We start from the raw sequence: 16,487 nt of genomic DNA, 5'->3' as shown, positions 1-16,487 counted from the left end.
GAGAAGGCCGTCATGACACTTACACAGCTCCGTTACCTGATCGCCATTGCCGATTCCGGCCTGAACATCACGCTTGCCGCCGAGCGCGTACACGCCACCCAGCCGGGCATTTCCAAGCAGTTGAAGCAGCTGGAAGATGAACTCGGTTTCCAGATCTTCGCCCGCAAGGGCAAGAGTCTCGAACGCATCACTCCCGCCGGTATACAAGTCATCGATCGCGCCCGCGTGATCCTGGCCGAAGCCGCCAACATCCGCGCCCTCGCCGCCAATCTTCGCAACGAAGCTCAGGGCGAACTGCGCATCGCGACAACCCATACTCAAGCCCGTTTCGTGCTGCCGCGAACCATCGCCAGCCTGAAACGTCGCTATCCCCAGGTCAGCGTCCATCTCAAGCCCAGCGGCGATGCCGAAGTGCTGGCCTTGCTCGAACGTGGCGAAGCCGACATCGCGATCGTCTCGACGGCCGGCAGCGTGCCCGCCGGCGGCATGGCCGTGCCGCTGTTCCGCTGGGACCGCCATGTGCTCGTGCCGCGCAGCCATCCGCTCGCCCGGCTCGACAAGGCGCCGCGGCTCGATGAGCTGGCGGAATACCCGCTGGTCAGCTACGAGTCGTCGCTGAAACCCGATTCGTCGCTGCGCCGCGCCTTTCTGGGCGCCGGCCTGCTGCCGCGCATCGCGATCACGGCGCGTGACGCGGACCTCATCAAGACCTATGTGCGCGCCGGGCTCGGCGTCGGCGTGCTCGCCGAAATGGCCCTGCTGCCCGAGGACTTGGCTGACCTCAAGACCTTGCCGGCACCGGGCCTGTTCCCGCTGTGCACGACCTGGGTCGTCCTGCGCCGCGACCGGGTGCTGCGCGATTACGCGCTGGACCTGATCGCCGATCTCGCGCCGCAGCTCGACCGTCGCGGCCTGCGCCGCGTGCTCGACGGCGTCACGACGCCGGACTGGCCCGCGCCGCCGCATTGGCGCCAGCTCAGCGCTTCGACCGAGAAGTCGGCCGCGCACGCCGGGTTTGCCGCCCAGGCTGCCTGACGCGAGCGCCGCTCCGGGAGTGAACAACGCCGCGCTTTGCGCGGCGTTGTTTTTTATACCGGATGTATGGTTGCGCCGGACGTGCGGACGGCCGGTGCCCTTCGCCGTGCGACCAGATGTCGACGACAACCGCAGCCCCGACATTCGGCGCGACGGCCCGTAAGCGACCAGCGGCGCGGCCGTGGCCCGGGACGACTGGGGTGGCGGCGATCCGTACGAGGTCCGGGTATGCGTGACGCCGGACAAGCTCATGGGACAGCAGACGTGGAGCGTCTCGCCCTCAGCGCCAGCTGCGTGCCAGATCCCGCCGCAGCGCCGGCGGCAGCAGCCACGCCAGCGTCGCACCGCGCATTCCGGATTTTGTCAACAATGCAACGTGTTGCGACTCGCTGCAGGGCGATGCGCGGCCGGCGCGCTGCAGCAGGTCGTGCGCGGTCAGCTCGGTCGCGACATCGCCGGATTCCAGCGCCCCCGCGTGCAGCGGCAGCGCATAGTCAGCGGCGTCCTGCGCGCGGCCTTGCGCCAGCGCAAGGCCGGCGCTGGCGATGTCCAGGCGCCGCCGCGCGAGCCAGTCGTTCGTCACGCGCAGCGCACGCGCCGCAGCGAGTTCGCGCTCGGCCTGCAGCGGCTCGCCGAGCACCAGGCTCGCTTCGGCCAGGCTCAGTCGCGCGTCGAGTTCCAGCAGTGCATAGCCCGATGCCTGTATCGGCGCGAGCAGCGCCTCGACGTGGCGCCGCACCTGTGCGGCGTCTCCGTGGCGCGCCGCCTGGGGTGCCCATTCCAGCGTCAGGCTCCAGCGCGAGACCAGGCTCGGTACGCTGCTCAGGCCGGTCTGAACGTCGTTCAATGGGGTCGCAGCGCGGCTGCGGTCGCCGCCCAGCAGCGCGAGCTCGGCACCGCCGAGGCGCCCGTAGAGGCCGACGGAGGGATCGACCGAATTCGCGCAGCGCGAGAAATCCGCTTCCGCTGCTGCGGTCTCGCCGCGCAGCAATGCCAGCGTGCCGCGCAGGCAGGCCAGGCTGAAGGCGATCTCGGGCGCTTCGCGGCGCAGCGCCTTGTCCACAATGGATCCTTGTGGATCGGCGCGATCGAGTACGGCCTGCGCCGCACCGAAGCGGCCCTGGCGCAGATGGATCAGGCCGATCAGCACATCGAGGTTGGTGTCGAGGCCGTCCTTGCCCGGCCGCGGGCGCAGATCTTCGGCACGACGCAGTGCCGCGGCCAGATCGCCACGCAAATAGTCCTCGTTGATGCGGTCGAACACGATGGAGTGCAGCTGGTTGTGCGCGCCGCTGGCTTCCGCCAGGCTCGCGGCCTGATCGAGATACTGGCGATAGGCGGCGAAGTCGCCGCGGCGGTGGAACTTGTAGGAGGCGCGCCGCAGCGCTTCGAACTCGATCGCCTGGTGGCCGCTCGCGCGCGCCGCGGTCAGCAGCGCGGGCAGATGCGCGGGCTCGCGCTGCGGATCGGCAAGATCGCCGTAGAAGCGCATCAGATGCGCGCGCAGCGGATCGCCGGCATCGTCGTAGAGACCGGCGACCGCGTCGAAACGCGCAGCGATCGCGGCGCCTTCGCCCTGCATCCAGTCGGCAATCGTCACGGACTGCGCCGCCATGGCGCCTTCGTAGTTCCAGCCCGCATCCTGCGCAAGTTGCCGCGCGACCAGTGCCGCCGTGCGCGCGTTGCTCGCGTCGCCCATGGTGCCGTAGGCGGCCGACAGGTTGAGCTGCGCCATGATGCGCAGCGCCACGGGCTGGCGCTGCCAGCGCGGTGCCGACAGCAGCGCGATCGTGTCGGCCGCGTGTCCGGCACGCAGCCGCGCGCGCGCCTCGTCGAGTACGAACTGAGCCTGGTTCGGAAAGCGTTGCGCGAGCCCGGCGAACGCCTGTGCCGCTTCGGCGTGCCGTTGCGCCACGACGAGACGCTGCGCGCCGAGCAGCGCGCGCGCGTCCTGCGGCCAGTCGTTCGCGGCGGACTGCAGCCGCGCGAAGTGTTCGTCGGCGGCGCGATACTGGCCGAAGGTCAGCAGCGACTGGGCGAGTTGCAGCCGCGCCAGGCCGAACTCGGGTTCCTGCTCGACCACGCCGCGCAGCCGTTCGAAATACGGCGTCCATTCGCGCTGACGGTGATGCTGTACGGCCTCGGCGTAGCGCTGCGCATTCGCGGTGCGCAGGCGCAGCACCGGCCGCGCTTCGCGTGCGCGCTGCGGCAGCAGGTCGCTCAGCACGGCCTGGCTGACCTGGTCGATCAGCTCGTCGACCGATTCGAGCGCGCCTTCGGCTTCGCGGTTGGCTCCCGACGGCGTGCGCGCCTGCAGGCGCAGGCGGCCCGCGCCGGCCGGCATCGCCGACAACAGCACCACTTCGACACCGCGGCCGTCGCTGGCGTCGGCGGCGAGATCGGCCGCGCTGAGCACGACGACTTCCGGTGCCAGGGACAGCTGCCATTCGAGCCAGCTCTGCAGCACGGTCGCCGGCCAGCGCGTGTCCGCACCCGCGCCCGGATCGTCCAGCGGCAGCAGTGCGATGCGCCGGCCCGCCGCCGGCGTGCTCGCGGCGAACCACGAGACGATCAGACCGAGCACGACCGTGGCAACGGCGAGCCAGGGCAGCGCGCGGCGTCGCGGCCGTAGCGTCGTGGCTGTGGGCGGCGGAGGAGCGGCCGCGGCCGGCATCACCGTCACATCGCTGCCCGCCGGGCGCAGTCCTTCGTCGTCGAGTTCGAGCGGCAGCACCGGCCCCGGCGGCTCGAACACATAGCCACGCTTGGCGACGGTGCGGATCCACAGCTTGCGTTCCTCGCCGAGCAGGCGGCGCAGCACTGATACGGTCTGGGTCAGATTACCGTCCTCGACCACGACGCCGGCCCAGATGCGCTGCAGCAGCGATTCGCGCGTATGCAGGCGATTGGGTTCCGCGAGGAACAGCAGCAGCACGTCGAAGACGCGGCTGCTGAGTTCGACTTCGCCCTCCGCCGTACACAGGCGGCGATAGCGCAGGTCGACGCAGAGATCGCCGACGCGCACGACCGGCGTATCCGCCGGCCACATGGCTGGATTCAGTGTCTGCACAGTTGTTTCCCTCGCCCCGGCGCATGGTACTCCGTGTTGAGCGCACGTTTAGCGCGCTTGAGCGGTTCTTGAGACAAATTTGAGTGCGCCGAGCAGGAATGTCGGCGCGCTGCGCAGCCACGCTGATCCTCCACAGGTCCGCTTAGGCCATTTGGTTATGACGTTGAACCAGTTGCGCTACCTCGTTGCGATCGTCGACGCCGGCTTGGTGATCTCGCGCGCCGCCGAACGCGTGCATACCACCCAGTCGGCCCTGTCCAAGCAGCTCAAGCAGATCGAAACCGAAATGGGCCAGCCGCTGTTCCAGCGGCGCGGCTATGCGCTGAGCGCACTGACGCCCTGCGGCAGCCGCGTGATCGAGCATGCCCGCGCCGTGCTCGCCGAGATGAGCGGCATCCATGGTCTTGCGCTGCACCGTCGCGGCGGCATGAGCCGCGCGCTACGCATCGCCACGACGCCGACCCAGGCGCGCTACGTCCTTCCCGCGGCGCTGGAACGTCTCAAGCGCGAACACAGCCAGCTGCAGGTCAGCCTCACGGTCGGCGGCGACGAGGAAGTGCTGGCCTGGGCCGAGAGCGGCCGGATCGACCTCGCGCTCGCCAGCACGCCGGGCCTGCGCCCGCGTCACGTCGCCTCGGTGCCGCTGTACCGCTGGCAGCGCCTGGCCCTCGTGCCGCTGCGCCATCCTTTGCTGCGTCTCGGGCGCGGCCTCAGGATCGCCGACCTCGCCGCGCAGCCCATTGTCACCTACGAATCCGCGCGCGACCCGCTGTCGGACTTCGCCCGCGCGTTCGCCGTGCACGGCCTGCGGCCGAATCTTGCGACCCTGAGCGGTGACGCGGACCTGATCAAAGCCTACGTGCGCGCCGGCCTGGGCATCGGCATCGTTGCCGAGACCGCCTACCGCCGCGACAGCGACGACGACCTCTGCGCGCTGCCAGTCGGCGAACTGTTCCGCACCTGCACCGCCTGGGCCGCATTCCCGGCGCGCACGAGCCCCGCCGAACCGGCGCTGGAACTCGTCGCCGACCTCGCCCCGCACATGGAGATCCGCGCGATGCGCCGCACGCTGGCCCTCGGCGAAGCCGGCGAATGGCCGGTGCCGCCGGGGTGGGCCAGCGTAGCGCAGCGGGCGGTGGCCGCCTGACGTATCTACGCCAGGATTTCTGGCAGGCTTATCGGGATTTCGCGCTGCTTATCCACGCTTCCACATTTTCCCGCAGCAGCGCCAGCGGCACGACGCCCTGGTCGATGACCTGGCTGTGGAACTGGCGGATGTCGAATTTCGCGCCGAGTTCGCGTTCGGCCTGCTCGCGCAGGGCGAAGATCTCGAGACCGCCGGAATCGTAGGACGTGAGCTGCGCGGGCATCACGGCCATGCGGTCGATGAGGTCTTCGGCGCCGGCCTGGCCGAATCGGCCGGTGGCGGCGAGGTAGTCGATGGTCTGCTGGCGGGTCCAGCCGAACAGGTGCATGCCGGGGTCGGCGACCATGCCGCGGGCCGGCCAGATGCGGCGCGAGATCTTCGCGTACTCGGTCTGGTAGATGCCGGCTTCCTCGGCCAGGCGTTCGGAATAGCGGCCCCAGCCTTCGAGATACGCGGAATTGAAGCCGAGCCTGGCGACGCGGTGCGGTGGCTGCAGTTCGTTTGCGAGTGCGATCTGCAGGTGATGGCCGGGCCAGGTCTCATGCACCAGCGTGATCTCGGCCGAGCCGCGCGTGTCCACTTTCCAGTTCTCGAGCTGGATACGGTATTCGCCGGGCTTGCTCGTGTCGGTGCTCGGGATGTAGTGCGAGCTGACGCCGGTGCCTCGCTGGTAGTCGGGGAAGGGCTCGATGATCGCCGGCTGTTTCGGCATGCGCGCGAACAGCGGTGCGCTGAGCTGGCGCGCGCGCTCAAGGCCGGCGCGCGAGTAGTCGAGCAGTTCCTTCTCGGAACCGAAGTGATTCTTCGGTTCCTTGTCGACCTTGGCGATGATGGACCTGATGTCGCGCGTGCCGAACAGGCGCTGGCCGATGTCGGCGACGATGGCCTCGTTGTCGGCAACGGTCTCCTGGCCGAGTTCGTAGACCTCGCGCGGGCTGCGCGTCAGCGTCGTGCTGTTGCGCAGCAGTGCGGCATAGCAGGCTGCGCCGTCGGGCAGGTCCGCCAGCGCCACGCTGTCGCGTGCCTTGGCGCGGTATTCGTTGCGGATGAAGTCGCGGTAGCGCGTGATTGCCGGCAGCGCGGTGTCGCGCATGACCTGGGCCAGCTGCGTCCTGAACGCGGCATCGTCGGCACGCTTGGCCGGTGAATAGAACGGCAGGTCCTCGGGCTTACCGTTGACCATGCCGTCGAGTTGCTTGAGCACGCGGTCGACGACGCTCCTGGGCACGCTGTAGCCGGTCGCCAGGCCGGTGCGCAGGTTGGCGATGTCGTTGTCGACATAGTTGCCCAGTGCGGACCAGCGCGCCACGGCCTGGCTGCGTTCCTCGGGCGTCGTGATGGGTTGCGCCTGGGCCGCCTCGGCGAGGCTCGACAGCCAGCCGTTCATGTGGCTGATGGTCCAGCGTTCCCGGTGGCAGATGCGCAGCTGGCGGCCGGATTCGAGGCTTTCGCGCAGCACCGCGTAGCTCACCGCGTTGGGCGTGCCGCGCAGCGGTGCGGCGTCGATACGCGCGAGGTCGGCGAGCATCGCGTCTTCCTGTGCATCCCACGCGGCGATCTCGGCGGCGGAATTGCGCGGCAGGCGGTCATGCGCGGTGACCGGCACGCCGGTGAAATAGGTCACGGTCGGATCGAAGTCGAGCACCGCGTCGACGTAGCGGTCGGCCAGCGCGTTGACCGCGGCGACGGCGTCGGTCGCGACGGTCGCGGCAGGCGCACTCGGCGCAGGTTTCGCCGTGGCGGATTCGTCGCGCACGGGACTGGAGCAGGCGGCGGCTAGCACCGCGGCGCTGGCCGCGGCAATCGCGGCGCGAATCGGATAAGGCTGTCGGGAACGCGGCATGGAGCTGTCCTTCGCAAGTAAGAGCACGTACACGCTATACGCAACGCCCGTGCCAATCCGCGAAAGCTACGACACTGGCGTGGTTGTGCGGTTTGCCGCATTGGCCAACTCGCCGAAGCGTGTCCGCGGACACGGACAGCGTCCGCGCGGCACGACGCTGCGCCATACGTCGAGCACCACTCTGCCTGCCGGCTGCTGAGATCGCGTATATGGCCGCGATGGCCCCATGACGATTGCTCCACCATGCCGCGCGCTCATAGGTGGGGTGTGCGGCCGGGCGTAGCGTCAACGCGTCGTCGCGACGGGGGTTGTGGCGGCCGTGACGCAGCCGGGTGCCACGTTGAAGCGCCGGCCAGCACAGCGACTTCCAGCAGGAAGCGGCGCCGGGATAACGGGCGTCGGGGGACGTGCCTGCGCCATGAAACGGACGAGCGGACCGCGGAAAGAGGGCGCGGTCCACACCATAAATCGCCAAGTAGAATGGGTGAACTCGTGAACAAAGTAGTCAGCAGCAAACTGGGTCGGCGCACGGCGCTGAGTCTCGCGGCCGCGGCGCTGTTCGGCGGCACGGCCTCCATGGCCGGCGCCGCGTCGATCTGGACGGAGCGCGCCGCCAGCGGCGAGCGCGTTTCGCTCGAGGCGATCCAGCGTGGAGAGATGTATACGCGCTTCATCGTGCACTACGTCGACGCCAGCCTGTACGGCACGCGCGAGCATGCCGCGGTCGCCGACATGGCAGCCAAGCGCGTCGAGGCAGACCTCTCGCGCGTCAGCAGCGCGCTGTCGACGCCGCTGGCGCTCGTGCGTCCCACCGCCACCGGCGGTTTCGTGTTCGAAGTGCGCACCGACGGTGCGCGCCGCGTGGCCTCGGCCGAGACGATCATGCGCGAACTGGCCAGGAATCCGGACGTGGCGCTGGTCGAGCCGGACCTGCGCATGCAGATCGCGCTGACGCCGAACGACACGCGCTATCAGGACCAGTGGCACTATTTCCAGTCCACCGCCGGCATGAACCTGCCGGAAGCCTGGGACATCTCCACCGGCAGCGGCGTCGTCGTCGCCGTCATCGACACCGGCATCACCACACACAGCGATCTGTCGGGCCAGACGGTCGCCGGCTACGACTTCATCAGCGACACGACGGTGTCCAACGACGGCAACGGCCGCGACTCGAATCCGGCCGACCCCGGCGATGCCTACAACGGCAACAATTCCAGCTGGCACGGCACGCACGTTGCCGGCACGATCGCCGCGCTGACCAACAACAGCAAGGGCGTGGCCGGCGTCGCGTTCAACGCGAAGATCCAGCCGCTGCGCGTGCTCGGCAAGGGCGGCGGCAGCCTCGCCGACATTTCCGACGCGATCCTCTGGGCCTCGGGCGGCAGCGTCTCGGGCGTGCCCGCGAACCAGACCCCGGCCAAGGTCATCAACCTGAGCCTCGGCGGCAGCGGCTCGTGCAGCAGTACCTCCCAGAGTGCGATCAACGGCGCGCGCCAGCGCGGCAGCGTGGTGGTCATCGCCGCGGGCAATTCCAACGCCAACGTGTCGGGCTTCCAGCCGGCCAACTGCAGCGGTGTCGTCGCGGTCGCGGCGAGCGACCGCGAGGGCAATCGCGCCTCGTATTCGAACTACGGCACCGGCATCGACGTGACCGCACCCGGCGGCGAGACCGCGGTGTCGGGGAACGGTGTGCTGTCGACGCTCAACACCGGCACGAACGCGCCGGGCAGCGAAACCTATTCGTACTACCAGGGCACATCGATGGCCGCGCCGCACGTGGCCGGGCTTGCCGCGTTGATTCTCGCGAAGGCGAGCAAGACGCCGGACGAAATCGAATCCCTGCTCAAGCAGAACGTGCGTCCGCTCGCCGGCAGTTGCAGCGGCGGTTGCGGCGCTGGCCTGGTCGACGCGACGAAGACACTGCTCGCGCTCGGCGGTGGCGGCAACGTTGCGCCGACGGCGAACTTCACCTACAGCGTGAACGATCTGACCGTGGGCTTCAGCGATTCGTCCAGCGACAGCGATGGCAGCATCGCCTCGCGTGCCTGGGACTTCGGCGACGGCACCACGTCGACGCAGACCAGCCCGAGCAAGACCTACGCTGCGGCCGGCACCTATACGGTCAAGCTCAAGGTCACCGACGACGGCGGCCTGGACAACACGAAGACCGTATCGGTCACGGTGCCGAGCAATGGTGGTGGCAACGTGCTGCAGAACGGCGTGGCCAAGACGGGTCTGAGCGCCGCGGTCAACACCTCGCTCGATTTCACGCTCGACGTGCCGGCCGGCGCGAGCGGCCTGAAGTTCGTCACGAGTGGCGGCAGCGGCGACGTGGATGTCTACGCGAAGTTCGGCAGCGCGCCGACGACATCCAGCTACGACTGCAAGTCGGATACGCCGAATACCGCTGAGACCTGCACGATCACGACGGCTCAGGCGGGCACCTACCACGTCAGGCTCGTCGCGTACGGCGCGTTCTCGAACGTGAGCCTGACCGGCAGCTACACCATCGGCGGCGGTGGTTTCAGCAACACGGCGAACTACACGATTCCGGATCCGGGCACTGTCACGAGTCCGATAACCGTGTCGGGCCAGTCGGGCAATGCGTCGAGCCAGACCCGGATCACGGTCAACATCATGCATCCGTACCGCGGCGACGTGCAGCTGGATCTCATCGCGCCGAACGGGCAGAGCGTGCGCATCAAGAACTACGACAACGACAGCGGCGACGACATCCGCGCGACGTATACGGTGAACGCGTCAGCGGTCGCGAAGAATGGCCTGTGGCGCCTGCGCGTCACCGACGTCTACGCGACCGATGCCGGTTACCTCGACGACTGGAGCATCCAGTTCTGACGAGCAGCAAGTAGTGAAGATGAGTGGGAAAACAGTGGAATGGTCTCGCGATCTGCTCGTTTCTCACTCCTCCACACTCGCTGCGCTCCACACCGTACGCCCGCCACGCATCGCGGGGTACGGTTCCGCGGCCGCCGGACCCCACCCGGCGGCCGCGGATCTTGCGGCAGCGAGAGACGGGAAAAGAGTCTGCGAGATTGAGAAAACAATGAGCCGACAGGCGAGGCCGTCCCACTCATTTCTCACTCCTGTGCACTCGTTTCGTCGCGTGCGCTCCGCGCTGGCGTCGCAAATTCCCGGCGGTACGGGTAGTGTTCGCGCTCCGAGCCCGCCATCTCCGATCGCATGTCCGCCGATATCGCCGCGCTGCTGCAGACCATCGCCGACGAGGCTATCGCGCTGACCGATCAGGGCGCCGTCGCCGACTACATTCCGGCGCTCGCGAATGTTCCGCCGCGGCAGTTCGGCATCGCCGTCGCCACGGTCGACGGTGCGTTGCACCGCGCCGGCAGCGCCGACCAGGCGTTCTCGATCCAGAGCATCTCCAAGCTGTTCGCGCTGACCCTGGCGCTGCAGCGCGAAGGCGACGACCTGTGGCAACGTGTCGGGCGCGAACCCTCGGGCACGCCGTTCAATTCACTGGTGCTGCTCGAACGCGAAAGCGGTGTGCCGCGCAATCCGTTCGTCAACGCCGGCGCGCTCGTCATCACCGACGTGCTTTGCCATCGCTATCTGCAGCCCGAACGCGCGGTGCTGGAATTCGTGCACCGGCTGCTGGGCCGAACGAGCGTGGCGATCGACGCGCAGGTTGCGCGTTCCGAGCGTCTGCACAGCGACCGCAATGCCGCCATCGCCCATTTCATGCGCAGCTTCGGCAATCTCAGGCAGGAGGTCGCGGCGATACTCGATGCCTACTGCGCCCAATGCGCGATCGCGATGTCCTGTGCCGAACTCGCGCGCGCCGCGCTGTTCCTTGCCGCTGACGGCGTACAGCCCGGCGCCGCGCGCGTACTTCAGGCACCCGATGCGCGTCGCATCAACGCGCTGATGCTGACCTGCGGCGCCTACGACGCAGCCGGCGATTTTGCGTTCCGCATCGGCCTGCCGACCAAGACTGGCGTGGGCGGCGGCATCCTCGCGATCGTGCCTGGACGCATGAGCATCTGCGCCTGGTCGCCGCGCCTGGACGCCACCGGCAACTCGATCGCGGCCGCGGCGGCGATCGAGCGTTTCGCCGCGACGACGGGGTTGTCGATTTTTCGCTGACGGATCTTCGTGCCCTCTGCTCGGACTGCGCGGGGGAGAGGGCGTCAGAGCTTCAAACTATCCCCCTCAACACAAAATCCGCCTTGCGGTCCTCGCCGACCAGAAACACTGCGGTGCCGACTTTCGCGAAGCCTTGCTTTTCGTAGAAGCGGATCGCCTGCGGGGCTTCCTGCCAGACCAGCAGCCACAGCCAACGCCGGCCGCGTTCGCGGGCCGCGGCACGCACGGCGTCCATCAGCAGTGCCGCGCCGCCGCGGCCGTGGTGCGCCGGCGCGAAATAGAAGCGTCCGAGTTCGCACGCGTCGGCTTCGTCCACGCAGTCGGGCGTGGGCGTCGCGAAGCGCACCTGCGCATAGCCCGCCAACTCGCCGTCGCTCTGGGCAATCAGCGTGACGATGTCGGGATTCGCGATCTCCGCGGCCTGCTTTGCACGATCGAAGTTGGCCGCGACGAAGGCGCCCGTGTTCGCCGCGTCGCTGGCATGAGCATAGGCGGCGAGAAACCATTCGGCCATCAGCGGCGCCAGCGCGGCGGCGTCGGCCGCCTCGGCGCGGCGGATCTGCAGGGCTGCGGCTTTGCTCATGGCACGGCTCCGTGATTCGATTGAAACGCCGGTCAGGAATTCAATGGGCCGGCGCGGGCGCAGCGGCCTTTCCCAGCACGTTCAGGGTCATCGCTGCGGCCAGCGTCTCCTCGCCGAGGAATACCTGGGCGATATTTTCCCGCTGCAGCAGGCCTGCTTCCTCCTCGCTGTGCGAACGCACCACGACGTGGATCGCCGGGTTCAGCGCACGCGCGATTTCGGCCATGCGGCGCACATGGAACGTGTCGGGAATCGCGATGACGAGCACGCGTGCACGGGCGACGTGGGCCTGGATCAGCACGGCCGGTTCCGACGCGTCGCCAGCAACCGCATGCAGACCTTGCAGGCGTAGCTGTTCGACCCGTTCGCGGTTTTCGTCGGCGACGACGAGGCGCAGGCCGCGCTCGCGCAGCGCCGCGGCGATGCGCCTGCCGACGCGGCCGTAGCCGACCAGCAGCACATGGCCGGTCAGATAGTCCGAGCTCACGCTGTTCGGCAGTTCCGCGAGCGGATCGGCCGGGCGTTCGAGTTGGCGCGCCATACCCGAGCGCTTGCGGACCCAGGCCTGCGCCGGTTCGATCGCCTGGAACAGCAGCGGGTTGAGCGCGATCGAGATGATTGCGCCGGCGAGGATCAGGTTCTGGCCCTGCTGCGGCAGGATGTTCAGCGACACACCGAGCGCGGCGATGATGAAGGAGAACTCGCCGATCTGGGCCAGGCCGGCGGAGACGGTCAGCGCAGTGTTCAGCGGATAGCGCAGCAGCAGCACGAGCACGGAAGCGGCGAGGGTCTTGCCGAGCACGATCACACAGACCACCGCGGCCACCATCAGCGGCTGCTCGATCAGGATCTTCGGATCGAACAACATGCCGACGGAGACGAAGAACAGCACCGCGAACGCGTCGCGCAGCGGCAGTGATTCCTCGGCCGCGCGGTAGCTCAGTTCCGATTCGCGCAGCACCATGCCGGCGAGGAAGGCGCCGAGTGCGAACGACACATCGAACAGTGTGCCGGCGAGGAAGGCGATGCCGACGGCCGCGGCGATCACGCAGAGCGTGAACAGTTCGCGCGAACCCGTGCGCGCAACCTGCCACAGCAGCCACGGGAACAGCTTGCGTCCGCCGACCAGCATCAGCACGACGAAGGCGGCGACCTTGCCCAGCGTCAGCGTGACGCTGAGCCACAGTGGGCGCGCGGCCTCGGCCGCGTCGACGTGCGCGGGCGAGCTGTCGCCCGCCAGCGCCGGCAGCAGCACCAGCGCCAGCACCATGACCAGGTCTTCCACCACCAGCCAGCCCACGGCGATGCGGCCGTTGACCGATTCCACGAGGCCGCGGCTTTCCAGTGCGCGCAGCAGCACGACGGTGCTGGCGACCGACAGGGCGAGACCGAACACGATGCCGGCCGCGAACGGCCAGCCCCAGAACCAGGCCAGGCCCATGCCCATGGCGGTGGCCACGGCGATCTGCACCAGTGCGCCCGGCAGCGCGATGCGCTTGACCGACAGCAGGTCGTCGAGGGAGAAATGCAGGCCTACGCCGAACATCAGCAGCATGACGCCGATCTCGGCGAGTTGCTGGGCCAGGTGGACGTCGGCGACGAAGCCCGGCGTGGCCGGGCCGATGAGGATGCCGGCGATGAGGTAGCCGACGAGCGCCGGCAGCTTGAAAAAACGCACTGCGATGAAGCCGACGATCAGGGCGAGGCCGAGCGCGGCGGAAATGGTGGCGATCAGTTCTACGCTGTGGGGCATCGGTCACCGTGGTGTTGTACAGGGCGTTGCGGGAGATTTGCTCGCTCTCCCCCAAGCGCACTTGGGGGAGAGGGCCAAAGTCCATGCGTCGCTTTCGAAACGCGTTGAATCATCTTCCACAGCCCGCAACCCTACACCGCAACGCGTTACCGCTACGTCACACATCACACGTCAACGCAAACCGCTACTGCGCCACGCCGCGCACGTGCGTCTCGAACAGCTTGAGGATGCGCGCGTATTCGTCGCGCCAGGCCACGGCGTGGGTGAAGCCATGCCGCTCCAGCGGATACGGCGCGAGTTCGACGTTGTCTTTCTTCAAATCGATCAGGCGCTGGAACAGGCGTACCGAATCCTGGAAGAACACGTTGTCGTCGATCATGCCGTGGGCGATCAGCAGCGCGCCCTTGAGGCCGTCGGCGAACTCGATCGGCGAACTGCGGCGGTAGGCGATATCGTCCACTTCCGGCGTATTGAGAATATTGGACGTGTACTCGTGGTTGTACTGGGTCCAGTCGGTGACCGGGCGCAGCGCCGCGCCGGCCTTGAACACGTCGGGCGCCTGGAACATCGCGATCAGGGTCATGAAGCCGCCATAGGAGCCGCCGTACAGGCCGACGCGGCTCGCGTCGCCGTCGTGTTCCTTGACCAGCCAGTTGACGCCGTCGATGAGGTCCTCGAGTTCCGGTTTGCCCATGTGGCGGTAGATCGCCGTGCGCCAGTCCCGGCCATAGCCTTCGGACGCGCGGTAGTCGAGATCCAGGACGAGATAGCCGCGTTCGGTCAGCAGGTTGTGGAACATCTGCTCCCGGAAATAGTACGGGTAGGCCAGATGCGTGTTCTGCGTATAGCCGGCACCGTGCACGAACAGCACGATCGGGCGCTTGCCGCCGCTCGCCGCGGGCGTATAGAGCTTGCCCCAGATAGGTTCCTTGCCGTGCGAGGACGGCACCGGCACGATCTTGGGTTCCTGCCAGGTCAGCGCCTTGAATTCCGCCGTGCGCGTATCGGTGAGCTGGCGCGGGCTGCCGCCATCGGCCGGCAGCAGGCTGAGCTGCTGCGGCAGGTAGCTGGCCGAATGCGCGACGAGCAACTGCTTGCCGTCGGGTGAAACGCTGAAGTCTTCCACGCCCTTGAGGCGGGTCAGGCGCGTCGTCTGTCCGCCGGCCACCGGCACGCGGTAGACGTCGTAGCTGTAGGGCGCTTCGGCGTTGCTCTTGAGGTAGAACCAGGCGCCGTCGGGCGAGAGCTGCGGCGCGGAGACTTCGAAGCGGCCCTGCACGATCGCCTTGGCCTTGTCGCTGTCGCGCCGGGTATGCAAAGCGGAAAAGCCGGATTCCTCGGACACATACCACAGGGTGCGATTGTCCGGCAGCCAGCCGTACTCGTTGAAGTTCCAGTTGATCCAGGCCGGGTCGGTCAGCCGATGGCGTGACGTGAGCACGGGCTTTTCTGTATTCGCGACCGTCGCGATCCAGCGGTCCTTGTTGTCGGTCGCGCGCAGCATCACCGCGGCCTGGCTGCCGTCGCGCGTGAACTGGATCGCGTTGACGCCGATCGTGCGCGTGGCCGTCTCGGGCTTTGCTGCATTCTTCCTGTCGCCGGTCTTTTTCTTCGTCGCGTCCTTGGCCGATTTTTCCGCATCGCCAGTTTCGGCCGTGGTTTCCTTGGGCCTGGCCTTCTCGTTCTCGGCGCGTACGGCGGCGAGCGGGTCGTCGCTGCTGCCGGGCAGCGCGGCGAAGTCGAGCCGGGTCGCGCTGCCGCTGGCCAGGTCGACGCGCCACAGTGTCTCGGGGGCCGGGTTGCCGCGACCGACGCGCGTGCGTACGTCCTCGACTTCCTCGTAGCCCGATTCGGTCACGTACATCGGCATCTTGCCGGCGCGGCCGCCGTCGAAGCTCTTGGGCGTGGTGACGACGAGCAGCCAGCGACCATCCGGTGACAGCACGCTCGCGGGTGTGATCAGCACGTCGTCACCGAGATAGACCGGCTCGGCCGCACGGCTCGCATCGGCCTTGCGCAGTTCCTCGGCGCGCGCCTTCAGCGCTTCCTTGTTGTCGTGGTCCTGCTTGAGCGTACCGATCAGGCGCAGCTGCAGCTTCTCGAAGTCGCCGGGCTTCTTGTCCTTCGGATTCTTTTCCGCCTTGAGCACGGCGAGCGGGTAGTTGACGCCGCCGGCGAACGCGTAGCCGTACCAGTCGTTGCCGCGGCGGTAGTGCAGGCTGGCCTGGTCGGCGGAGAACTGCGGCGAGCTTTCGTCCTCGCTGCTGCGCGTGACCTGTATCAGCCGGTTGCTGCCCAGTTCGCGCACGAACACGTCGCCGTTGCGGATGAACGCCGCACGCTGGCGCGCCGTGTCGTAGACCGCGTCCTTGCCATCGATGCTGGCCAGCTCGGCCGGGCTCAGCACGCTGTCCTTGCCGTCGGATACGCCGATGCGGTGGACGTCGCGCACGGCCGAGCCGGAGCGCTTGAGCGAGTAATGGACCGCGCTGCCGTCCGCGGACCAGTACGGCGATTCGACCGGCGCGCCGATCCAGTCGGGCTCGGCCATGATCTGGTCGAGGGTGAGCGCCGCCTGGGTCGGCAGGGCGACGAAGCTGACGAGGACGGCGACGGCGGCACTGAGCCTGGCTGACATGGGCGACTCCGGGACGGGATCGCCCGAGGATAGCGAAGCTGCGCGCGCTTGAGCCGTGGCAATGGTCATTGTGGGGGAATGGGGAATGGGGAATGGGGAATCGTTAGAGAACCTCTGAACAAGCCGATATTTTCTTTTGATTCCGGAGCCCCCTTGAGTCAAGGGGGCGGCCAAATGCCTGCGCAGCAGGCGTTTGGCGGGGTTGTGGAGATCTGGTACTGAACACAAGAGCGGTAGTACCAGGACTTGGTGGAGTCGGGGACTGGCGCGGTAGCGATGAAGCTCCGTTTCCAGTC

Annotated in this window: 9 protein-coding genes; 4 read left to right on the top strand and 5 right to left on the bottom strand. The window is 68.0% G+C overall.

Annotated elements, in window-relative coordinates; genetic code table 11:
* The first annotated feature begins 12 nt into the window (after positions 1–12).
* Positions 13–1,035, top strand: a complete 1,023-nt coding sequence (locus RUU78_RS23280; RefSeq protein ID WP_313920158.1) for a LysR family transcriptional regulator — start codon at positions 13–15, stop codon at positions 1,033–1,035.
* 280 nt (positions 1,036–1,315) lie between these two features.
* Here the strand turns inward: RUU78_RS23280 and RUU78_RS23275 are convergent, their stop codons facing one another.
* Entirely contained in the window at positions 1,316–4,105 is a 2,790-nt protein-coding gene (locus RUU78_RS23275) for a winged helix-turn-helix domain-containing protein (protein WP_313920157.1), read from the bottom strand.
* Positions 4,106–4,268: 163 nt separating this feature from the next.
* Here RUU78_RS23275 and RUU78_RS23270 point away from each other — a divergent pair, with 163 nt between their 5' ends.
* Positions 4,269–5,252, top strand: a complete 984-nt coding sequence (locus RUU78_RS23270) for a LysR substrate-binding domain-containing protein (protein ID WP_313920156.1) — start codon at positions 4,269–4,271, stop codon at positions 5,250–5,252.
* A gap of 28 nt (positions 5,253–5,280) precedes the next feature.
* Here RUU78_RS23270 and RUU78_RS23265 read toward each other — a convergent pair whose 3' ends face one another.
* Positions 5,281–7,095, bottom strand: a complete 1,815-nt coding sequence (locus tag RUU78_RS23265) for a DUF885 domain-containing protein (protein ID WP_313920155.1) — start codon at positions 7,093–7,095, stop codon at positions 5,281–5,283.
* 492 nt (positions 7,096–7,587) lie between these two features.
* Between RUU78_RS23265 and RUU78_RS23260 the strand changes: the two genes are divergently transcribed.
* Positions 7,588–9,951, top strand: coding sequence for a S8 family serine peptidase (locus tag RUU78_RS23260; RefSeq protein ID WP_313920154.1), 2,364 nt, complete (start codon positions 7,588–7,590; stop codon positions 9,949–9,951).
* Positions 9,952–10,296: 345 nt separating this feature from the next.
* Complete coding sequence (locus RUU78_RS23255; RefSeq protein ID WP_313920153.1) at positions 10,297–11,217, top strand: glutaminase; 921 nt, start codon at positions 10,297–10,299, stop codon at positions 11,215–11,217.
* 52 nt (positions 11,218–11,269) lie between these two features.
* On the opposite strand, the gene RUU78_RS23250 is transcribed toward RUU78_RS23255, so the two are convergent.
* The 3 genes from RUU78_RS23250 to RUU78_RS23240 form a co-directional block, all read right to left on the bottom strand.
* Complete coding sequence (locus tag RUU78_RS23250) at positions 11,270–11,800, bottom strand: GNAT family N-acetyltransferase (protein ID WP_313920152.1); 531 nt, start codon at positions 11,798–11,800, stop codon at positions 11,270–11,272.
* A gap of 40 nt (positions 11,801–11,840) precedes the next feature.
* The gene (gene ybaL / locus RUU78_RS23245) at positions 11,841–13,553 is read right to left on the bottom strand and encodes a YbaL family putative K(+) efflux transporter (protein WP_313920151.1); all 1,713 of its coding nucleotides are present in this window, start codon (positions 13,551–13,553) and stop codon (positions 11,841–11,843) included.
* Positions 13,554–13,737: 184 nt separating this feature from the next.
* Positions 13,738–16,191, bottom strand: a complete 2,454-nt coding sequence (locus RUU78_RS23240; RefSeq protein WP_313920150.1) for a prolyl oligopeptidase family serine peptidase — start codon at positions 16,189–16,191, stop codon at positions 13,738–13,740.
* Between the last annotated feature and the right edge of the window lie 296 nt (positions 16,192–16,487).

Source organism: Tahibacter sp. (assembly GCF_032229445.1).
Taxonomy (GTDB): Bacteria; Pseudomonadota; Gammaproteobacteria; order Xanthomonadales; family Rhodanobacteraceae; genus Tahibacter.
This window is presented reverse-complemented; position numbering and strand designations above follow the sequence as displayed.